Raw genomic sequence first — 20,970 nt, forward strand, 5'->3', positions numbered from 1 at the left:
CAGCGCGCACGCCAAGCCATGCACCCACCGGGACCGAGAGGTCACAACCCTACCCGTGAGGGCTGCAGAAGGGATGGTCCTCTAATGAGCACGCCCGTCATCCACGACCCGGCGACGCTGCCGAGCGACGACAACGTCAACGCGTACACCTTCTGCGTGGAGCTCAAGGGCTCCCAGTGGTTCCTGCAGAAGGGCAAGATGATCGCCTACTACGGGAACATCGACTTCAACGGAATCGGCCACGGACGGCTCGACCGGCTGATGCGGACCTCGTTCCACTCGCCGCTGCACGCGAGCGACTGGGTGGTGGCCGAGGGCAGCGGCAAGATGCTGCTGGCGGACCGCGCCTTCGACGTGAACTCGTTCGACCTCGAGGACGGCAATCTGACGATCCGGTCCGGCAACCTTCTGGCGTACCAGCCGACCCTCGCACTGAAGCAGTCGATCGTGCCGGGCTTTCTGACGCTGATCGGCACGGGCAAGTTCGTGGCCGCGTCGAACGGTCCCGTGGTGTTCATGGAGCCGCCGATCCGGGTGGATCCGCAGGCCCTGGTGGGCTGGGCGGACTGCCCGTCGCCCTGCCACCACTACGATCACAGCTACATGACCGGCGTCATGGGCGGGATGCGGGCGCTGACCGGGATCGGCGGGGCCTCCGGCGAGGAGCACCAGTTCGAGTTCGTCGGCGCCGGCACGGTGCTGCTGCAGTCGAGCGAGGCGCTGATGCCGGAGCAGCCCACCGGGACGGTGGGCGCGGAACCAGGGGTTCCGGGCGGTCACGGGCCGGCCGGGAGCGCCGGTCAGCACGGATCCGGACCGCGCCTTCCCGGCCAGCTGGGGGACCTCCAGCGTCGCTTCGGGCTGTGAGCGGTAGTCTGCGGAGTGTGACGTCGAACGTCTGCGCCCCTGTGCACCCCCGGGTGCGCCGGGTGCCAGACGTCACACTCCCCAACTTCGTCCGCTTTTCAACTTCTTAGGTAGAATCCATACATGGAGACCGAGACGGCCACTCGCTGGCTTACCGATGACGAGCAATGCACCTGGCGCACGCATCTGGAAGTCAACAAGCTGCTGATGCACCAGCTCGAGAAGGACCTCCAGCCGTTCGGCCTGACCAACAACGACTACGAGATCCTGGTCAACCTCTCCGAGTCCCCCGACCGGCGGATGCGGATGAGCGACCTCGCCGCGGCCACGTTGCAGTCCAAGAGCCGCCTCTCGCACCAGGTCACCCGCATGGAGAGCGCCGGGCTCGTCCGGCGCGAGAACTGCGAGTCCGACCGGCGCGGGCTGTACGCGGTCCTCACCGACGAGGGCGTCGTCACCATGCAGAAGGTGGCCCCGCACCACGTCGCCTCCGTGCGCAAGCACTTCATCGACCTGCTGTCGTCCGAAGCCCTCGCCGAACTGCGGGACTCGCTGACCCCGATCGCCGACCACCTGCGCGGGCGGCGCGGCAAGCTCTAACACCCAGGGCCCCGCCCCAGGGCGCCGCCGCGGGCCGCGTCGTCCGGCAGGGCCAGTTCGAACAGCGCCCCGCCGGACGCCGAACGGCCGACCGTGAGCGTCCCGCCGTGCCGCAGTGCCACGTCGCGGGCGATGGCCAGGCCCAGACCGACACCGCCCTCGTCCCTGGTGCGTGCGTCGTCGAGTCGTACAAACCTTTCGAAGATCCGCTCGCGCTCCTGCTCCGGTACGCCCGCACCGTCGTCCGCGACGGCCAGCACGATCCGGCCGCCCTCCGCGCGCACCGACGCGGTGACCGAAGTGGCCCCGTGCCGCTGGGCGTTGTCGAGCAGATTCCCGATGACACGGGCCAGCTGGCCGCGCGATCCGGACACCTCCGGCCCCTCGGCCGCGGCCACCTCGACCGGCAGACGGTCGCCGGCCCTCCGGGCCGCCTCCTCCGCCAGCAGCTGCGCGAGATCCACCCGCTCGGAACCGGGCCGCTCCCCCGCGTCCAACCGGGCCAGCAGCAGCAGGTCCGCCGCCAGCTGCTGCAGACGTACGGTGTCCTCCACCGCACCGGGAACGTCCAGCAACTCCGGATGCGCGGCGCCCACTTCGAGCTGGGTGCGCAGCGAGGCGATGGGACTGCGCAGCTCGTGCGACGCGTCCGCGACGAAGCGTCGCTGCCGTTCGACGGAGGCTTCCAGAGCGGCAAGCGTCTCGTTGGTCGTACGGGCGAGCCGGGCGACCTCGTCCCGTGAACCCGGTTCCGGCACCCGTCGGGACAGGTCCTCGGAGCGCGTGATCGCCGCCATCTCGCTCCTGATGCCCTCGACGGGCCGCAGCGCCCGCCGGGTGACCAGCCAGGTCACACCGCCGACCACCGCCAGCAGCAACGGCAGGCCGATGAGCATCGCGTCGCGCACAGTGGTGACCGCGTCCTGTTCGGTGGCAAGCGGGGCACCCGCGTGAACGGTCACCGTACGGTCGTCGTCGAAGCCGACCACCAGGGTCGCGAACCGGTAGTCGGCGCGGTCGCCGTCCACCGTGGCGGTACCGGAGACGAAACGGGGGTCGTCGGAGGAGACCTGGCCGCGGCCGGAGTCGTCGTCATCGTCGTCGTCGCGCGTGGGCGCGGGCCGCGGGCGGACACCCGTGCTGCCGGTGCCTTCGACCGCCTCCAGCCGCTCGCTGACCGCGAGGACACGCCCGTCGTCGCCGACGACCTGGACCGGGCGCTCGTCGTCCTCGTCGGGCAGCTCGAGCCCGTCGTACGGCACGCCGAGCGCGATCTGCGACGCCACGTCGCGCGCGGCGACCTCCGCCTGCAGATCGGTCTGGTCGATCAGGTTCGCACGCAGGGAGAGCAGTACGGCCGTGCCCGCAGCGATCAGCGCCACGGCGACCACGAGGGTGGCTCCGAGGGCCGCTCTGGCCCGTACGGATCTCATGGGGCCTCCGCCGAGATCGATTCGAGCCGGTAGCCGGCGCCGCGCACGGTCAGGATGCGGTCCGCGCCGAGTTTGCGGCGCAGAGCGCTGACGTAGACCTCGACGATGTTCGGGTCGCCCTCGTAGGCGAAGTCCCAGACGTGCTCGAGGATGTCGGGCTTGCCGACGACCTCGCCGGCGCGGATCGCGAGCTGCTCCAGCACCGCGAACTCCTTCGCGGTCAGGGTCACTTCCTCCTCACCGCGGTGGACACGGCGGGCGGCCGTGTCCACCCGCAGGTCGCCCGCCGTCAGCACCGGCGAGCCGCCGCCCCTGCCGCGGCGGCGCAGCAGCGCCTTCACCCGCGCGACGAGGACGACGTACGAGAACGGCTTGGTGAGGTAGTCGTCCGCCCCGGTGTCCAGGCCCTCGGCCTCGTCGTACTCACCGTCCTTGGCGGTCAGCATGAGGATCGGCATGTCGTGACCGGCGGCGCGCAGCGCGGCACAGACGCGGTAGCCGTTCATGCCGGGAAGCATGATGTCCAGCACGACGAGGTCGTGAACGCCCTCGCCCGCGCGGTGCAGGCCCTCGATCCCGTCGTGGACGACGTCCACGGCGTAACCCTCGGCGGACAGCCCCGCGGCGAGGGACCGGGCGAGCCGCTTCTCGTCCTCCACGATCAACAACCTCATGCGCTCAGGGTCGCAAACCGATGCTGAAGAACCCTTCAGGTCGCTTCAGGCTGCGTTCAGCATGGCGCGGCAAGAGTGGTTCCCGTTGCCGAACGAACAGCCCGAAGGGGAGGAACCATGATGAAGCGCAACCTGGTGATCGCGACGGTGGCGGCGGCGGTGCTGGTGGGAGGCGGTACGTACACGGCGGCGGCCCTGTCGTCCGACGACACGTCGCCGGCGCGCGTGTCGGCCCCGTTGGCCCGCGACGACGACCGCGACGACCGCGACGACCGCCAGGATCGGGCCGACGCCGCGCCCTCGGGGCCGATCACGGCCGCGCAGGCGGTGACCGCCGCCCTGAAGCACACGCCGGGCACGGTGGAGTCGGTGGATCTCGACGACGACGGCGCGGACCACTGGGAAGTGGACGTCATCGGCAAGGGCGGCGACCGCGAGCACGAGCTCGAAGTCGACGCGAAGACCGGTGCGGTGCGGGAGGACGCGGACGACGACAGGAACGACGACAGGAACGACGACGACCGGGACGACGACGACCGCGCCGCGCTGCGGGCCGCGTCGGTGGACGCCCGTGAGGCCGCGGAGACGGCGCTGAAGGCGCACCCCGGCACGACGGTGACGTCGGTCGACCTCGACGACGACGGAGCGGGCTGGGAGGTGGAACTCCGCGACGGCAAGGGGGCGGAGCGCGAGCTGACGGTCGACGCGAAGTCCGCGGCGGTCGCGGACGAGCGCGCGGACGACTGACGCGGCACCCCTCCGTACGGCCGCCCCGCCCCCGCGCCGGCAGACCGAACCTGGCCACCCGCCTGGCCGGCTGCCGCCACCCGCACAGCGGCGGTTCCGGTCAGGTCGGGGCCACGCGGCGTCGGCCGCCGTGGAGCTCGCTGCACCGCGTTGAGCACTGGAACGGGGCCGAGCGCAGCCGCGCACGCCCCGAGGGCGAACGGGGGCCGGACGGGCCCCTGGCCGACGCACCCAGCCGGCACGGGCCCCCGGCCAACGCACGCAGCGCAGCCCAGGCCCCCGGGACCGAAGGCGGAGGCACAACGTGAGCGACGAGTACCGGCCCACGCCCCGGGACACAGCACGCCGAGCGCACCACCGGAACGGGCCGAGCCCAGTGTCGCTGCCCTCGGCCGGGGCAGCGGCGGTTCCGGGATCGGCGTGCCCGGTCACGGGGACGGACGGCGGTGGGGGCGGCCCGCAATCGGGCGAGCCGTCCCGGCCGGTCCGGCCCCGGCTACGACTGCGTCAGGCCCGCGACCAGTTCGTCCGCCGCCCGGTACGGGTCCAGCTCGCCCGCGACGATGCGCTCCGCCAGGGCGCCCAGGCGCCGGTCGCCGTGCAGGTCGCCGATGCGTTCCCGCAGCGCCGTGACCGCGATCGTCTCGACCTCCGTCGCAGCACGCCGGGCCCGGCGCTCGGCGAGCACGCCGTGCTCCTCCATCCACGCCCGGTGCTTCTCCAGCGCCTCGACGACCTCGTCGATGCCCTCGGCCCGCGCGGCGACCGTCTTCACGATCGGCGGGCGCCAGTCGCCCGGCCCGCGGGCCTCGCCGAGGCCCAGCATGTGGTTGAGCTCGCGGGCGGTGGCGTCGGCCCCGTCCCGGTCGGCCTTGTTCACGACGTACACGTCGCCGATCTCGAGAATGCCCGCCTTCGCGGCCTGGATGCCGTCGCCCATGCCGGGCGCGAGGAGCACGACGGAGGTGTCGGCCTGCGAGGCGATCTCCACCTCGGACTGGCCGACGCCCACCGTCTCGACGAGGACCACGTCGCAGCCGGCCGCGTCGAGGACGCGGATGGCCTGCGGCGCGGACCAGGCCAGGCCGCCCAAGTGGCCGCGGGTGGCCATCGAGCGGATGTAGACGCCCGGATCGGAGGCGTGGTCCGACATGCGGACGCGGTCTCCGAGGAGCGCCCCGCCGGAGAACGGCGAGGACGGGTCGACGGCGAGCACACCGACCCGCTTCCCGGCCTTCCGGTAGGCGGTCACCAGCGCGGATGTCGACGTGGACTTGCCGACGCCCGGCGAACCCGTCAGGCCCACCACGTAGGCGCCGCCGGTCAGTGGCGCGAGCGCCGCCATGACCTCACGGAGCTGCGGCGACGCCCCCTCCACGAGTGAGATCAGCCGGGCCACGGCCCGCGGCCGGCCCTCCCTCGCCTGGGCGACCAGTTCGGGGACGTCCACCATCGTGCTGCTCCGATCCTCGTCAGACTGCTACTTGCCCGGGACGCGGACGATCAGTGCGTCGCCCTGACCGCCGCCGCCGCACAGCGCCGCCGCGCCGACGCCGCCGCCACGGCGCTTGAGCTCCAGCGCCAGGTGGAGCACCACGCGCGCGCCGGACATGCCGATCGGGTGGCCGAGGGCGATCGCGCCGCCGTTCACGTTCACCTTTTCCGGGGTAACGCCGAGGTCCTTCATTGACTGGTGCGCGACAGCCGCGAACGCCTCGTTGATCTCGATGAGGTCCAGGTCGGAGACGTCCAGGCCCTCCTTCTTCAGGGCGTGCCTGATGGCGCCGGACGGCTGCGACTGGAGCGAGTTGTCGGGGCCGGCCACGTTGCCGTGGGCGCCGATCTCGGCGATCCACTCCAGGCCCAGCTCCTCGGCCTTGGCCTTGCTCATCACGACGACGGCCGCGGCGCCGTCAGAGATCTGCGAGGACGTGCCCGCGGTGATCGTGCCGTCCTTCGCGAACGCGGGGCGCAGCTTGCCCAGCGACTCCGCGGTGGTCTCGGCGCGGATGCCCTCGTCCTTGGCGAACAGGATCGGGTCGCCCTTGCGCTGCGGGATCTCGACGGGCGTGATCTCCGCCTCGAAGAGGCCGTTCTTCTGGGCGGCCGCGGCGCGCTGGTGGGAGAGCGCGGCGATCTCGTCCTGGATCTCGCGCGCAATGCCGAGGCGGGTGTTGTGCTTCTCCGTCGACTCACCCATGGGGATGCTCTCGAAGGAGTCGGTCAGGCCGTCGTGGGCCATCGCGTCGAGCATCTCGATCGCACCGTACTTGTGGCCCTCACGGGACTTGGGCAGCAGGTGCGGCGCGTTGGTCATCGACTCCTGGCCGCCGGCGACGACGACGTCGAACTCGCCGGCGCGGATCAGCTGGTCGGCGAGCGCGATGGCGTCGAGGCCGGACAGGCAGACCTTGTTGATCGTGAGCGCGGGGACGTTCATCGGGATGCCCGCCTTGACGGCGGCCTGGCGTGCCGGGATCTGGCCCGCGCCGGCCTGGAGCACCTGGCCCATGATCACGTACTGGACCTGGTCGCCGCCGATGCCGGCCCGGTCGAGGGCGGCCTTGATGGCGAAGCCGCCGAGGTCGGCGCCGGAGAAGGACTTGAGCGAGCCGAGCAGGCGGCCCATGGGCGTACGGGCTCCCGCGACGATGACGGAGGTGTTACCGGTCGTTCCTGACATGAGGACGATCCCCTTTCAGCCGCGGCTGAGGAGTGAACGAGGGTTTACTTCAATGTACTGAGCGGTACTGCCCCGGGTCACCGGGCGAATGGTGTGATCGCGCGCACGTTGCGTAACCACCCCTGGTGGCGCTGCACTGGTCGCATGCTGACGCGAATCGACCACATCGGGATCGCCTGCTTCGACCTCGACACGACTGTCGAGTTCTACCGGGCCACATACGGCTTCGAGGTCTTCCACTCCGAGGTCAACGAGGAGCAGGGCGTGCGGGAAGCCATGCTCAAGATCAACGGGACGTCCGACGGCGGCGCCTCCTACCTCCAGCTGCTGGAGCCGACCCGCGAGGACTCCGCGGTCGGGAAGTGGCTGGCGAAGAACGGGGAGGGCGTCCACCACATCGCCTTCGGCACGGCCGACGTGGACGCGGACGCGCAGGACATCCGCGACAAGGGCGTACGAGTGCTGTACGACGAGCCGCGGATCGGCTCGATGGGCTCGCGGATCACCTTTCTCCACCCCAAGGACTGCCACGGTGTACTCACCGAACTCGTCACGTCCGCGACGGAGCACTGACCTCACGACCTGGGGAGCGACTGGGAGCGGATGGAGGAGCGGCGTCCGGCGCGGTCGACCGCAGGGCGCCGGAAGGTCCTCGCAGCAAAGCCGCCGGGGCGTTCCGGTGACGCCGCGAGCGGCAGTACCGGGCATCGCGACGCCGCTCTGTGTTGCTTCCCAGGTTGCAAGGATTCCCGGCCCGGTAGAGTGGGCCGCTCCGGGCCGGGGCCGGGTCGGGGCCGTGCCGCGTCTCCGTCGTTGATCTGTCACCATTCCCCGGGGGGCCGTTCGCCGGCGAACGGTGCTCGTTTGGAGACAGTTGCGACCAGGGGACGGATGGGACCGCGCAGTGCGGGGCTACGAACGCCAGGAGAGCCACCGAGCTGACGACGACCACCTCTCGCGGTTCGAAGCCGAGATGGACCGGCTGAAGACCGCGCGGGAGAAGGCCGTCCAGCATGCCGAGGACCTCGGCTACCAGGTCGAGGTATTGCGTGCCAAGCTCCACGAGGCACGCCGCAGCCTGGCCTCCCGTCCGGCGTACGACAGCGCCGACATCGGTTACCAGGCCGAGCAGTTGCTGCGCAACGCCCAGGTCCAGGCCGACCAGCTCCGCCAGGACGCGGAGCGCGAACTGCGCGAGGTCCGCGCGCAGACGCAGCGCATCCTTCAGGAGCACGCCGAGCACCAGGCCAGGCTCCAGGCGGAGCTGCACGCGGAGGCCGTCCAGCGCCGGCAGCGTCTCGACCAGGAACTCGCCGAGCGCCGCCAGACCGTCGAGTCGCACGTCAACGAGAACGTCGCGTGGGCCGAACAGCTGCGTGCGCGCAGCGAGTCGCAGGCCCACCGGCTTCTGGAGGAGTCCCGCGCCGAGGCCGAGCAGGCCCTCGCCGCCGCTCGCGCGGAGGCCGCCCGCATCGCGGAGGAGGCCCGCAGACGGCTCGGCTCCGAGGCGGAGACCGCCCGTGCGGAGGCGGAGGCGATCCTGCTCCGGGCCCGCAAGGACGCCGAGCGGCTGCTGAACGCCGCGTCCAGCCAGGCGCAGGAAGCCACCAGCCACGCCGAGCAGTTGCGCTCCTCCACCACCGCCGAGTCCGAGCAGGCCCGCCAGCAGGCCGCCGAGCTCAGCCGCTCGGCCGAGCAGCGGCTGCAGGAGGCGGAGGAGAGGCTCCGCGAGGCACGCACGGAGTCGGAGAAGCTGCTCTCGGAGGCCAAGGAGTCCGCGGCCAAGCAGCTCTCGTCCGCGGAGTCGGCGGGCGAGCAGCGCACCCGTACGGCCAAGGCGCAGGTCGCACGGCTCGTCGAGGAGGCGACCAAGGAGTCGGAGACCCTCAGGGCCGAGGCGGAGCAGGCGCTCGCCGATGCCCGCGCCGAGGCGGAGAAGCTGCTCGAGGCCGCGACGGAGAAGGCCAGGGCCGCGGTCGCGGAGGACTCCGCGGCGGCCCTCGCGAAGGCCGCCCGCACCGCGGAGGAGGTGCTGACCAAGGCGTCGGACGACGCCAAGGCCACCACCCGCGCGGCGAGCGAGGAGGCCGAGCGGATCAGGCGCGAGGCCGAGGCGGAGGCGGACCGGCTGCGCGGCGAGGCCGCGGAGCAGGCCGACCAGCTCAAGGGCGCGGCGAAGGACGACACCAAGGAGTACCGGGCCAAGACGGTCGAGCTCCAGGAGGAGGCCCGCCGGCTGCGCGGCGAGGCCGAACAGCTGCGCGCCGAGGCGGTCGCGGAGGGCGAGCGGATCCGCGGCGAGGCCCGCCGCGAGGCCGTCCAGCAGATCGAGGAGGCGGCGAGTACCGCTGAGGAGCTGCTGACCAAGGCGCGCACCGACGCCGACGAGCTGCGCTCGAAGGCGAGCGGTGACAGCGAGAAGGTCCGCACGGAGGCCATCGAACGGGCCACGTCCCTCCGTAAGCAGGCCGAGGAGACGCTGGAGCGCACCCGTGCCGAGGCCGAGCGGCTGCGCGCGGAGGCGGAGGAGCAGGCCGAGGGCGTACGGACGGCCGCCGAGGCGACAGCGGCCGAGCTGCGCGAGGAGAGCGAGCGCGCCATAGCGGCCCGTCAGGCCGAGGCCGCCGACGAGTTGACCCGTCTGCACACCGAGGCGGAGGCACGGCTCGCGGCCGCGGAGGAGCGGCTGACGGAGGCCCGCGCCGAGGGCGAGCGGATCCGCCGGGAGGCGGCGGAGGAGACCGAGCGGCTGCGCACGGAGGCCGGCGAACGGCTGCGCGCTCTGCAGGAGCAGGCCGAGCAGGAGACGGAGCGGCTGCGCGACGAAGCCGCGTCCGACGCGTCCGCGGCCCGCGCGGAGGCCGAGGCACTGGCCGTACGGCTGCACAGCGAGGCCGCCGCGGAGGCGGAGCGGCTGCGCAACGAGGCGCAGGAGACCGCCGACCGGGTACGGGCCGAGGCGGCCGCCGCGGCGGAACGTGTGGGCACGGAGGCCGCGGAGGCGCTGGCCGCCGCCCAGGAGGAGGCGGCCCGCCGCCGCAGGGAGGCCGAGGAGACCCTCGACGCCGCCCGCGCGGAGGCCGAGCAGGAGCGCGAGCGCGCCCGCGAACAGAGCGAGGAACTGCTCGCGTCGGCCCGCAAGCGGGTCGAGGAGGCGCAGACCGAGGCGCACCGGCTGGTCGAGGAGGCCGACCGGCGTGCCACCGAGATGGTGTCCTCCGCCGAGCAGACGGCTCAGCAGGTACGGGACTCCGTCAGCGGGCTCCAGGAGCAGGCCGAGCAGGAGATCGCCGGACTGCGCAGCGCCGCCGAGCACTCGGCCGAGCGCACCAGGACCGAGGCGCAGGAAGAGGCGGACCGGGTCCGCGCCGACGCCTACGCGGAGCGGGAACGCGCCGCGGAGGACGCCGGGCGGCTGCGGACCAGGGCGCAGGAGGAGACGGAGGCCGCGCAGGCCCTCGCCGAGCGGACCGTCGCCGAGGCGATCACGGAGGCGGACCGGCTGCGGACGGACACCGCCGAGTACGTGCAGCGGATGCGTACGGAGGCGTCGGACGCCGTCGCGTCCGCCGAGCAGGACGCGGCCCGCACCCGTGCGGAGGCCCGTGAGGACGCCAACCGGATCCGTTCGGAGGCGGCCGCGCAGGCGGACCTGCTGATCGGCGAGGCGACGGGCGAGAGCGAGCGGCTGCGGACGGAGGCCGCCGAACTGCGGGCCTCCGCCGACGCGGACGCCACACGGCTTCTCATGGAGGCCGAGCAGATCAAGGTCGACGGCGAGGCCGAGATCGAGCAGATGCGGGCGGCCGTGCGGGCCGACCGCGAGCAGGTGCTGGACGAGGCGAGGCAGGCGGCGGACAAGCGGCGTGCCGACGCCGCGTCCCAGGCCGACCAGCTGATCGGCGAGGCGAGGAGCGAGGCCGAGCGGATCGCCGCGGAGACGGCCGAGGAGGCCGAGCGGCTCCGGACGGAGGCCGGCAGCGACGCCGAGCGTCTGCGGACGGAGGCGAACAGCGAGGCCGAGCGGCTCCGGGCGGAGGCCGCGGAGACGGTGGGCTCCGCCCAGCAGGCGGCGGAGCGCATCCGGGCGGAGGCCGAGCGGCTGCGTGCGGAGACGGAGGCCGCGGCCGAGCAGCTGCGCGGCGAGGCCCGCGCGGAGGCGGACCGTCTGCTCGACGAGGCGCGCGAGGCGGCCGCCAAGCGCCGCGCGGACGCCGCGGAGCAGGCCGACCAGCTCATCCGCAAGGCCCAGGAGGAGGCGCTGCGCGCCGCCACAGAGGCCGAGGAGCAGGCCGACACGATGGTCGGCGCGGCCCGCAGCGAGGCGGAGCGGCTGGTGTCGGAGGCCACCGTCGAGGGCAACTCGCTGGTGGAGAAGGCCCGTACGGACGCGGACGAACTGCTCGTCGGGGCGCGGCGCGACGCGACGGCCATAAGGGAGCGCGGTGAGGAGCTGCGTACCCGTGTGGAGAGCGAGATCGAGGAGCTGCACGAGCGGGCCCGCAGGGAGACCTCGGAGCAGATGAAGACGGCCGGCGAGCGGGTCGACAATCTGGTCAGGGCCGCGGAGGAGCAGCGGGCCGAGGCGGAGGCGAAGGCCAAGCAGCTGCTGTCCGAGGCCAATTCGGAGGCGAGCAAGGTCAGGATCGCCGCCGTGAAGAAGGCGGAGGGGCTCCTCAAGGAGGCCGAGCAGAAGAAGGCCGAGTTGATCCGCGAGGGCGAGCGCGCGAAGGCCGAGGCCGACCAGCAGGCGGGCCGGACGGTCGACGAGGGGCAGCGGGAGCTGGACGTGCTGGTGCGCAGGCGCGAGGACATCCAGGCGGAGATCTCCCGTGTCCAGGACGTGCTCGAGGCCTTGGAGTCGTTCGAGGCGCCGTCCGGTGGGAAGGGCACGGCGAACGGCGGCTCAGCCGGAGGGGTGAAGGCCGCTGCGTCAGCAGGGGTGACACGTTCGGGTGGCAAGCCATCCGACGGCTAGCCACTCAAAAGGCTGGACATTCTCCAGATCAAACCGGCATCCGCTCGATGACACGCCGCTTCGGCCCCTAGGATTCCCTCTAACACCTCACCGGTCTCATTGACAGGAACCCCATGAGCGACACTTCCTCCCCCTTCGGCTTCGAGCTCGTGCGGCGTGGTTACGACCGCGGTCAGGTGGACGACCGCATTACCAAACTCGTCGCCGACCGTGATAGTGCTCTGGCCCGAATCACCTCTCTGGAAAAGCGCATCGAGGAGCTCCACCTCGAGACCCAGAACGCCCAGGCCCAGGTCAACGACGCCGAGCCGTCGTACGCGGGCCTCGGTGCCCGTGTCGAGAAGATCCTCCGTCTCGCCGAGGAGGAGGCGAAGGACCTGCGCGAGGAGGCCCGTCGCGCGGCCGAGCAGCACCGCGAGCTCGCCGAGTCCGCCGCCCAGCAGGTCCGCAACGACGCCGAGGCGTTCGCCGCCGAGCGCAAGGCGAAGGCGGAGGACGAGGGCGTCCGCATCGTCGAGAAGGCGCAGGGCGAGGCCCAGACGCTGCGCAGCGAGGCGCAGAAGGACGCCCAGTCCAAGCGCGAGGAGGCGGACGCGCTCTTCGAGGAGACCCGCGCCAAGGCCGCCCAGGCCGCCGCGGACTTCGAGACCAACCTGGCCAAGCGCCGGGAGCAGTCGGAGCGCGACCTGGCCTCGCGTCAGGCGAAGGCCGAGAAGCGTCTCGCGGAGATCGAGCACCGCGCGGAGCAGCTGCGCCTGGAGGCCGAGAAGCTGCGCACCGACGCGGAGCGTCGTGCCCGGCAGACGGTGGAGACCGCGCAGCGCCAGGCCGAGGACATCGTGGCCGACGCGAACGCCAAGGCCGACCGTATCCGCAGCGAATCGGAGCGCGAGCTGGCGGCGCTCACCAACCGCCGCGACTCGATCAACGCCCAGCTGACCAACGTCCGCGAGATGCTGGCGACGCTGACCGGTGCCGCGGTGGCCGCGGCGGGCTCGCCCGCCGACGACGAGCCGATCTCCCGCGGGGTCCCGGCGCAGCAGTCCCGCTGACGCTCCCTCGGACAACCGTCCACAGGTGCCCGGTGCCGTTCAGGCGCCGGGCACCTGCGCGTCCCAGGGCTCTTCGTGGTCCCGCCGCGACGCCGGCGGCGGGCGATGCGGAACGGGCCTGTTCCCTTGGTGGAACCCGGTGGCGAGAGCCTCCCGGCGCCCGTAGCGTGAACGCATGATCGAGCTCGAGGGTCTCACCAAACACTTCGGTACGAAGGTCGCCGTCGACCATCTCTCGTTCAAGGTCCGGCCGGGGGTGGTGACCGGTTTCCTCGGCCCCAACGGCGCGGGCAAGTCGACGACGATGCGCATGATGCTCGATCTGGACAACCCGACCAGCGGCACGGTCCGCATCGACGGCAGGCACTACCGGGACCTCGCGGAGCCGCTGAATCACATCGGCGCCCTGCTGGACGCGAAGGCGATGCACGGCGGCCGCAGCGCGTACAACAACCTGCTCTGCCTCGCGCAGTCCAACCGGATCCCGGAGCGACGCGTCGGCGAGGTGCTCGATCTGGTCGGTCTCGCGTCGGTGGCGAGGAAGAAGTCCAAGGGCTTCTCGATGGGTATGGGCCAGCGGCTGGGAATCGCTTCGGCGCTGCTGGGCGATCCGGAGATCCTGATGTTCGACGAACCGGTCAACGGCCTGGACCCGGAGGGAATTCACTGGATCCGCAATCTGATGAAAACCCTCGCGCAGGAAGGCCGGACGATCTTCGTCTCCTCGCACCTCATGAGTGAAATGGCCCTGACGGCGGATCACTTGATCGTGATCGGACAAGGCCGGCTGCTTGCCGACACGTCGATGGCCGATTTCATTCAGATGAACTCCCGGAGTTACGTGCGGCTGCGTTCACCGCAGCCGGAACAGCTGCGGGACGTGCTGCACGGGGCCGGGATGCCGGTCGTGGAGACGGGCGGCGGCACGCTGGAGGTCGACGGCGCGAGCACGGAGCAGCTCGGCGAACTGGCGGCCGAGCACCGGATCGTGCTGCACGAGCTCAGCGCGCAAAGGGCCTCGCTCGAGGAGGCGTTCATGCAGATGACCGCGGGCGCGGTGGAATACCACGCGCACTCCGCCGATGCCGCGCCGCCACCCGATGCCCTCGCCCCACCCACCGATGCCGTGGCCCCGCCCGCCGGCCGGGACGCACCGCGGTGGACCCCTCGTGACAAGGGAGCCTGACCGATGGCATCGACCCCCGCCGTCCTCCGCTCCGAGTGGACCAAGATCCGTACGGTCGCCTCGACGCGCTGGACGCTGATCTGCGCGCTCGCCGTGACGGTCGCGATCAGCGCCGCCCTGTGCGCCCTGATGAACGCGACCTTCGACGACCTGCCCGACGCGGAGCGTCTGACGTTCGACCCGACGCTCATCAGCTTCTCCGGGCTGGTGCTCGGGCAGCTGGCGATGGTCGTCTTCGGAGTCCTCGTCATCGGCACCGAGTACAGCTCCGGCATGATCCGCACCTCGCTCGCCGCCGTTCCGCAGCGCGCCACCTTCATGTTCAGCAAGATCGCCGTGGCCGGCCTGCTGGCGCTCGCCGTCGGCATGGCGACCAGCTTCCTGACCTTCTTCCTCGGGCAGGCGCTGCTCGGCGAGCACCGCACCACGATCGGCGAGGAGAACGTGCTCCGTGCCGTGGTCGGCGGCGGCCTCTACATGGGACTGATGGCCGTCTTCTCGATGGGTGTCGCCACGATGCTGCGCAGCTCGATCCTGGCGCTGGGCATCCTGATGCCGTTCTTCTTCCTGGTTTCGCAGATCCTCTCCGCGGTGCCGGGTGCGAAGGACGTCGCGCGCTACTTCCCCGACCAGGCCGGCGCGAAGATCATGCAGGTGGTGCCGAACGCGATGAACAGCGGTGACTCCCCGTACGGCCCCTGGGGCGGGCTGGGCATCATGCTGCTGTGGGTCGTGGCGGCGCTCCTGGGCGGCTACCTCGTGCTGAAGAAGCGGGACGCGTAGGACCCACCCGGCGCGGGCGCCTTCGCACCGGCCGCCACGGAGTCCGAGCCGTTACGGCTTGGCCGGAACCGACGCGGCACGGTTATCCTCCTAACACTTACGGGGGCGTACGGCTGGACCGCCTGTGCCCCGACGACCCGAAAGTCGATGGGGCTGGGCAATGATCGAGGCAGTCGGCCTGACGAAGCGCTACGGCGCCAAGACGGCCGTTCACAACCTTTCCTTCCAGGTGCGGCCCGGGGCCGTCACCGGGTTCCTCGGCCCCAACGGCGCCGGCAAGTCCACCACGATGCGCATGATCCTCGGCCTCGACCGGCCGACGTCGGGCCAGGTCACCATCGGCGGGAAGCCGTTCCGGCAGCTGCCGAACGCACCCCGGCAGGTCGGGGCCCTGCTCGACGCCAAGGCCGTGCACGGCGGCCGCAGCGCACGCAACCACCTGCTGTCCCTGGCGCAGCTCTCGGGCATCCCGGCGCGCCGGGTCGACGAGGTGCTCGGTGTCGTCGGTCTGCACGAGGTGGCCAAGAGGCGCTCCAAGGGCTTCTCGCTCGGCATGGGGCAGCGGCTCGGCATCGCCGCGGCACTGCTCGGCGACCCCCAGGTGCTGCTCTTCGACGAGCCGGTCAACGGCCTCGACCCCGAGGGCATCCTGTGGGTGCGCAACCTGATGAAGCAGCTGGCGTCCGAGGGCCGTACGGTCTTCGTCTCCTCGCACCTGATGAGCGAGATGGCGCTCACCGCCGACCACTTGATCGTGATCGGCCGCGGCCGGCTCATGGCGGACATGAGCGTGAAGGACTTCATCTCGCACAACTCGGCCGACTTCGCCCGGGTCCGCACCCCGCAGACGGAGCCCGAGCAGCGCGAGAAGCTGCTCGCCGCGCTGACCGAGGCGGGCGGGCAGGTCATGCCGGAGCCGGACGGCGCACTGCGCGTGACCGGTCTGGCGCTGCCGCGCATCAGCGACGTGGCGCACGGCGCGGACGTACGGCTGTGGGAGCTGTCGCCGCATCAGGCCTCTCTGGAGGAGGCGTACATGCGGATGACGCAGGGCGCGGTGGACTACCGCTCGACCGCGGACCAGAAGTCGGGGCTGATGCAGCAGCAGCCGATGGGACACGTCCCGCCGCAGCCGCACATCCAGGAGGTGCCGCAGCAGGGCTTCTACGCCCCGCCGCCGCCCCAGCCGGGCCAGAACCCGTACGCGGCCTTCGTGCCGCCTGCCGGGCCGGCAGCGCCCGCCGCCCCCGCCGCTCCCCCGGCGGCACCGCCCGCCGCCGCTCCCGCCGACCTGACCAAGCCCGAGGACGCACGATGAGCACCCCGTACCAGCAGCCCGGCGCCTACGCCTCCCCGATCCCGGTGCGCGGGGCCCATCTCGGTGACGCGCTCGCCTCCGAGTGGACGAAGATCCGTTCCGTGCGCTCCACGATGTGGACGCTGGGCGTGATGATCGTGCTCGTGCTCGGCATCGGTCTGGCGGTCGCCTCGCTCGTCTCCGCCGCCGGCGAACAGGCCGGCATGGGTGAGGCCTCCGCCCTGGGCATGGGCTTCTTCGGCATCCTGCCCGGCTCGATCTGTGTGATGACCCTGGGCGTGCTCACCATCGCGTCCGAGTACGGCACGGGCATGATCCGTACGACCCTCACCGCCTGCCCCAGCCGGGGCCGGGTCCTCGTGGCCAAGGCGATCGTCTTCTTCCTGCTGGTCCTCACCATCACGACCGTCGTGACCGGGCTGGTCGCCGTCATGCAGAACGCGATGGTGACGGCGGCCGCGGAGCCCACCGGTGACGAGTGGCTGCGCGCCACCGTCGGCGTCGGTCTCTACCTCGCCTCGCTCGGGCTGCTCTCGCTGGCCGTGGGCGCCATGATCCGGCACTCGGCCGGTGCGATCACCACCATGATCGGCCTGATGCTGCTGCCGCTCGTGGCCGCCATGTTCATGTTCTCGGACTCGCTGGAGGACGTGCAGCAGTTCCTGCTGGAGTGGGCGATCCCCAGCCAGCTCATCGGCATCTACGGCGAAGCCGCGGCGGGCGGGTCCTCCGGTCCGCTCGGCTGGGAGCCGGTGTGGATCATGCTCGGGGTCGCGGTCGTCGCGCTCGGCGGCGCGTACGCGACGATGAGCAGCCGGGACGTGTGACGCGGCTGCGCTCCGCGGCTCAGTGTCTCGGCGCGTTCCTGGACCGCTGCACCTTCGAGGTGCGGCGGTCCTTCGCGTTCCAGCACGCCTTGTGCCAGTGCCGGCGGTCCTCGACTCCCCCGTGCTCCGGCCAGGCCACCACATGCGGCATCCCCGAGGGGATCTCCTGGTCGCAGCCGGGGCAGCGGTACCTCTTGCCGACGGAACTCGCGCCCGCCACATGGCGCACCGACCACTCCTCGCCCTGCCAGGACTCGCTGCTGCCGAAGCCGCCGTACCGGTCGGAGGCGTCTCCTGCTCGCTCGGTCGGCTTCTCGCCGCCACGGGGGCGGTTGCGGCGCGGGGACACGTGACACCTCACGGGGCATGACCGGACAGTTGCCCGTCCAGCGTAAGGGGCCCGGAGCCGACGGCTGTCGCGCGGCGCCACGGAAGGGTCTGCTGCATCAGGGGCAGTTACCGGAAAATCGCAACAACTTCCCGATGGGCCGTGCCTTTGGCACGTGTCAGGCGTTGTTGCCTGTGGGGGAGACGCGTCGGCCGCAAGGAGGCAGAAGGCGATGCGCGTTGGAACTTTCGTACTCGCGGCACAGTTCCCCGGTCAGGGACAGGGGGAGGCGCTGCATCGCGCGGTGCGCTCCGCGGAGGTGGCGGAGGAAGCGGGCCTCGACGCCGTATGGCTGGCGGAGCACCACTTCGTCCCGTACGGCGTGTGCCCGTCCGCCGTGACCCTCGCCGCACTGCTCCTCGGCCGCACCCGCCGGATCCAGGTGGGGACGGCGGTGAGCGTACTGCCGAACGCCCACCCCGTGGCACTCGGCGAACAGGCGGCGCTGCTGCATCTCACCTCCGGTGGGCGTTTCGTCCTCGGTGTGGGCCGCGGCGGACCCTGGGTCGACCTGGAGGTCTTCGGGGCGGGCCTCGACTCCTACGACAGGGGTTTCCCCGAATCGCTCGACCTCCTGCTGCGCTGGCTGCGCGAGCCCCGCGTCGGCGCGGAGGGTGAACGGTTCGCCTTCCGGGAGGTCGCCGTCGTCCCCCGGCCGGACGAGCTCATCGACGGACCGCCGAACGGCCCCGAGGTCGTCGTCGCGTGCACGTCCCCCAAGAGCGTCGGGCTGGCGGCGGAGCGCGGTCTGCCCATGCTGCTCGGCATGCACTGCGGAGACGAGGAGAAGGCGGACATGATCACGCTCTGGCGCAGGCACGCGCTCGCCGCGGGCCACAGCCCCGAGCGGATCAGGGCAGCGGGGCACGTCTCCGCCGGCGTCGTCCAGATCGCCGACCGCACCGACGAGGCCACGGAGACCCTCGTCAAGGCGATGCCGGGCTGGCTGAAACAGGGACTCGACGCGCATGTGACCGTCGACGGACGGCACCGCGCCATGCGGGACCCCGTCGCGTACACGGAACTCCTGTGCTCCCTGCACCCGGTGGGGCCGCCGCGCTTGGCCGCGGACCGTCTGGCGGCGACCGCGGAGCGCACCGGGATCACCCGCTTCGCTCTGCTCGCCGAGGGCTCCGGCGACCTCGCCACCACCGAGGAGAACGTACGGCGGCTGGGCACCGAAGTGCTGCCCCGGCTCGGCTGAACCGTTCGTCGCCGAGGCCGGACCTGTCAGGTGCCGCCGCTCCGACACCGTGGAGATCACGGGTCGGGAGCGGCAGCAGAAGACTTCAGCAGTCGCGCATTTCGGGCGACTGATTGAGCAACTGGCCCCGGACCGAGGTGAAGCGGGCAAGCCGCTCGTCGACCGAGGCGTCCAGCGGGAACACCGCGACGCGGTGGCAGTTCTGGAATGCGAGGCGCACTCCGAAGTGCCGCTGAAGCGCTCCGCGAATCGCGTCACTCGCGAGCGCGCGCAGCAGCTGACCACGTGCCTGCTCGTCCGGCGGAGGCGTCTGGTTGTCGGCGAACTCGCCGCCGTCCACCTTCAGCTGAGCCACCAGAGAGCTGATCATCTCCCATGCGTAGGGCAGGGAGGTCCGGACGCAGTCGACGAAAGCAGCTTCATCGACCTCGCCTCGCTCGGCCTGTTCCAACAGCGCCGGTGAGACGTCGAGCGACATGGGTTCTCCTCTCGCGGCCCCACACAATGGGGCCTTACGGGCAGGGAGGGAGGAAGTGGACGATACGACGTCATACGTGTGCTGTACGGCGACGCAGAGTGCACGGCCGACGACCTCCCGTCTCCACGGTAAGTGCGGCGACTTGAGCGCACCAGGAGATTGGGAACACAACCGGCCAAATAACGAGGGGCGCTTCCGGGGCGAATCGCGCAGCGCGGTGTCCGTCGAGTAGCGTTGCCGACCATGCGTCTCGTCATCGCCCGCTGCTCCGTGGACTACGCCGGCCGGCTCACCGCCCACCTGCCCTCCGCCCCTCGTTTGATCCTGGTCAAGGCGGACGGAAGCGTCTCCATCCACGCCGACGACAGGGCGTACAAACCGCTGAACTGGATGTCGCCTCCCTGCACGTTGAAGGAGGGTGACGACAGCGTCTGGACCGTGGTGAACAAAGCGGGCGAGAAACTGATCATCACCATGGAGGAAATCCTCCACGACTCGTCGCACGAACTCGGCGTCGATCCGGGCCTCATCAAGGACGGCGTGGAAGCACACCTCCAGGAGCTCCTCGCCGACCGTATCGAGACACTTGGCGAGGGATACAGCCTCATCCGCCGCGAATACCCCACGGCCATCGGCCCGGTGGACATCCTCTGCCGCGACTCCGACGGCGCGACGGTGGCGGTGGAGATCAAGCGGCGCGGCGAGATCGACGGCGTGGAGCAGCTCACCCGCTACCTCGAACTGCTGAACCGCGACCCGCACCTCGCTCCGGTGAAGGGCCTCTTCGCGGCCCAGGAGATCAAGCCCCAGGCCCGCGTCCTCGCGACGGACAGGGGTATCGGCTGCGTCGTCCTCGACTACGACGCCCTCCGCGGCATCGAGGACGACAAGCTCCGCCTGTTCTGATCCCGGCACGGCCCGCGCGACGCGTACGGGGCGCGCACGCCCCCGACGGGGCCGCGGACACGGCGGAGCGGCCGAACGCACCCTCTGCCGGCCGCCCCACGCCCCCCGCCCCACGCCCCCCGCCGAACGCTCCACCGCCCGGACGGGTTGCGTCCGGGCCGCTCGGTGACCGCCGCCGCCGGCGCCGCCCCGCCCCACGTCGGCAAGCGCCCTGCTGGACGGTACGGACGTCACCGCACTGCCCGGACGTGATGTCGCCCGACGACTCGCGGTCGTGGCCCAGGATGTCGCGGCCGACGTCGAGATGGCGGTGTCGGACGTCGTCGAACTGGGCCGTGCCCCGTTCCGGGGAGACCCGTCGGGCAGCCGCGACGACGCGGGAGCCGTCGCTCGCGCCATGGCCACGATGCGTGTGTCGGCCCTCGCCCGGCGAAGCCGGTCCACGTTGTCCGGTGGCGAACGGCAGCGAGGGAACATCGCCCGGTCCCTCGCTCAGGAGACACCGGCCCTGTTCCTCGACGAACCGACCGACCATCCGGACGTCAGCCATCGTCTGGACCTCATGGAGATGCTGTCGCGGACCGGCGCCACCGTCGTCGCGGCCCTGCGGGACGGCGGACGTATACCTGGCCACCCTTCCGCCGCCAGTACTGGCGGCGCCACGCAGCGGGCCCCGGAGCCCACAAGTCGACGCGGCGCCGTCCTCTTCGACGCGCTCGAACTTCCCGGCACGGCAGCCTCGCCGCCGATGTCGCGGGTGTCGTCCCGCAGTTCGCCGAACTGCTCCGGCAGCCGAACACGACCTGTGGCCCTGAAGCGGTCCCCAGGACCCACAACGCACAGCGC

18 protein-coding genes and 1 pseudogene are annotated in these 20,970 nt (G+C 71.7%); 13 read left to right on the forward strand and 6 right to left on the reverse strand.

The window, feature by feature from the left end; translation table 11 throughout:
• Window positions 1-84 precede the first annotated feature (84 nt).
• Window positions 85-867 carry an AIM24 family protein gene (locus ACFYV1_RS26065; RefSeq protein WP_389398014.1) on the forward strand — a complete coding sequence of 261 codons (783 nt, stop codon included), beginning with the start codon at window positions 85-87 and terminating at the stop codon, window positions 865-867.
• A 123-nt stretch (window positions 868-990) separates the two neighbouring features.
• Window positions 991-1,467, forward strand: coding sequence for a MarR family winged helix-turn-helix transcriptional regulator (locus tag ACFYV1_RS26070; protein ID WP_389398015.1), 477 nt, complete (start codon window positions 991-993; stop codon window positions 1,465-1,467).
• Here the strand turns inward: ACFYV1_RS26070 and ACFYV1_RS26075 are convergent.
• Window positions 1,464-2,900 carry an ATP-binding protein gene (locus ACFYV1_RS26075; RefSeq protein WP_389398016.1) on the reverse strand — a complete coding sequence of 479 codons (1,437 nt, stop codon included), beginning with the start codon at window positions 2,898-2,900 and terminating at the stop codon, window positions 1,464-1,466. The genes ACFYV1_RS26070 and ACFYV1_RS26075 overlap by 4 nt on opposite strands.
• On the reverse strand, window positions 2,897-3,574 hold the full coding sequence (locus ACFYV1_RS26080; protein ID WP_389398017.1) for a response regulator transcription factor: 678 nt from the start codon (window positions 3,572-3,574) through the stop codon (window positions 2,897-2,899). Before ACFYV1_RS26080 ends, ACFYV1_RS26075 begins: the two co-directional genes overlap by 4 nt.
• 117 nt (window positions 3,575-3,691) lie before the next feature.
• On the opposite strand from ACFYV1_RS26080, the gene ACFYV1_RS26085 reads away from it, so the two are divergent.
• Window positions 3,692-4,321 carry a PepSY domain-containing protein gene (locus ACFYV1_RS26085; protein WP_389398018.1) on the forward strand — a complete coding sequence of 210 codons (630 nt, stop codon included), beginning with the start codon at window positions 3,692-3,694 and terminating at the stop codon, window positions 4,319-4,321.
• A gap of 496 nt (window positions 4,322-4,817) precedes the next feature.
• Here the strand turns inward: ACFYV1_RS26085 and meaB are convergent, their stop codons facing one another.
• Both meaB and ACFYV1_RS26095 read right to left on the reverse strand, forming a co-directional pair.
• Window positions 4,818-5,774 carry a methylmalonyl Co-A mutase-associated GTPase MeaB gene (gene meaB / locus ACFYV1_RS26090; RefSeq protein ID WP_389398019.1) on the reverse strand — a complete coding sequence of 319 codons (957 nt, stop codon included), beginning with the start codon at window positions 5,772-5,774 and terminating at the stop codon, window positions 4,818-4,820.
• A gap of 27 nt (window positions 5,775-5,801) precedes the next feature.
• Entirely contained in the window at window positions 5,802-7,004 is a 1,203-nt protein-coding gene (locus ACFYV1_RS26095; protein WP_389398020.1) for an acetyl-CoA C-acetyltransferase, read from the reverse strand.
• 144 nt (window positions 7,005-7,148) lie between these two features.
• On the opposite strand from ACFYV1_RS26095, the gene mce reads away from it, so the two are divergent.
• The 7 genes from mce to ACFYV1_RS26130 all read left to right on the forward strand — a co-directional run bounded on the left by mce (window position 7,149) and on the right by ACFYV1_RS26130 (window position 17,148).
• A complete protein-coding gene (gene mce / locus ACFYV1_RS26100) occupies window positions 7,149-7,577 on the forward strand; it encodes a methylmalonyl-CoA epimerase (protein ID WP_389398021.1) in 429 nt (142 codons plus the stop codon).
• A 331-nt stretch (window positions 7,578-7,908) separates the two neighbouring features.
• Complete coding sequence (gene scy / locus ACFYV1_RS26105; RefSeq protein ID WP_389398022.1) at window positions 7,909-11,982, forward strand: polarized growth protein Scy; 4,074 nt, start codon at window positions 7,909-7,911, stop codon at window positions 11,980-11,982.
• Window positions 11,983-12,095: 113 nt separating this feature from the next.
• A complete protein-coding gene (locus tag ACFYV1_RS26110; protein WP_389398023.1) occupies window positions 12,096-13,034 on the forward strand; it encodes a cellulose-binding protein in 939 nt (312 codons plus the stop codon).
• Between the two features lie 175 nt (window positions 13,035-13,209).
• Window positions 13,210-14,220, forward strand: coding sequence for an ABC transporter ATP-binding protein (locus tag ACFYV1_RS26115; protein WP_389398024.1), 1,011 nt, complete (start codon window positions 13,210-13,212; stop codon window positions 14,218-14,220).
• 3 nt (window positions 14,221-14,223) lie between these two features.
• Window positions 14,224-15,003 (forward strand): ABC transporter permease, encoded by a 780-nt coding sequence (locus ACFYV1_RS26120; RefSeq protein WP_389398025.1) that lies wholly within the window; start codon window positions 14,224-14,226, stop codon window positions 15,001-15,003.
• Window positions 15,004-15,163: 160 nt separating this feature from the next.
• Window positions 15,164-16,321: an ABC transporter ATP-binding protein gene (locus ACFYV1_RS26125; RefSeq protein ID WP_389398026.1), complete on the forward strand. Its 1,158-nt coding sequence runs from the start codon at window positions 15,164-15,166 to the stop codon at window positions 16,319-16,321.
• Window positions 16,318-17,148, forward strand: a complete 831-nt coding sequence (locus tag ACFYV1_RS26130; protein WP_389398027.1) for an ABC transporter permease — start codon at window positions 16,318-16,320, stop codon at window positions 17,146-17,148. The genes ACFYV1_RS26125 and ACFYV1_RS26130 overlap by 4 nt, the downstream gene beginning before the upstream one ends.
• A gap of 19 nt (window positions 17,149-17,167) precedes the next feature.
• Here ACFYV1_RS26130 and ACFYV1_RS26135 read toward each other — a convergent pair whose 3' ends face one another.
• The gene (locus ACFYV1_RS26135; protein WP_389398028.1) at window positions 17,168-17,497 is read right to left on the reverse strand and encodes an ATP/GTP-binding protein; all 330 of its coding nucleotides are present in this window, start codon (window positions 17,495-17,497) and stop codon (window positions 17,168-17,170) included.
• Window positions 17,498-17,708: 211 nt separating this feature from the next.
• On the opposite strand from ACFYV1_RS26135, the gene ACFYV1_RS26140 reads away from it, so the two are divergent.
• The gene (locus tag ACFYV1_RS26140; protein ID WP_389398029.1) at window positions 17,709-18,740 is read left to right on the forward strand and encodes an LLM class flavin-dependent oxidoreductase; all 1,032 of its coding nucleotides are present in this window, start codon (window positions 17,709-17,711) and stop codon (window positions 18,738-18,740) included.
• A gap of 85 nt (window positions 18,741-18,825) precedes the next feature.
• Here ACFYV1_RS26140 and ACFYV1_RS26145 read toward each other — a convergent pair whose 3' ends face one another.
• Window positions 18,826-19,218 carry an SCO5389 family protein gene (locus ACFYV1_RS26145; RefSeq protein WP_389398030.1) on the reverse strand — a complete coding sequence of 131 codons (393 nt, stop codon included), beginning with the start codon at window positions 19,216-19,218 and terminating at the stop codon, window positions 18,826-18,828.
• A 243-nt stretch (window positions 19,219-19,461) separates the two neighbouring features.
• Here ACFYV1_RS26145 and nucS point away from each other — a divergent pair, with 243 nt between their 5' ends.
• Both nucS and ACFYV1_RS26155 read left to right on the forward strand, forming a co-directional pair.
• Window positions 19,462-20,124: an endonuclease NucS gene (gene nucS / locus ACFYV1_RS26150; RefSeq protein WP_389398031.1), complete on the forward strand. Its 663-nt coding sequence runs from the start codon at window positions 19,462-19,464 to the stop codon at window positions 20,122-20,124.
• 202 nt (window positions 20,125-20,326) lie between these two features.
• A pseudogene (locus tag ACFYV1_RS26155) lies at window positions 20,327-20,641 on the forward strand (ATP-binding cassette domain-containing protein); the annotation flags it as partial.
• Window positions 20,642-20,970: the final 329 nt, after the last annotated feature.

This window comes from Streptomyces sp. NPDC003023 (assembly GCF_042888225.1).
Taxonomy (GTDB): domain Bacteria; phylum Actinomycetota; class Actinomycetes; order Streptomycetales; family Streptomycetaceae; genus Streptomyces.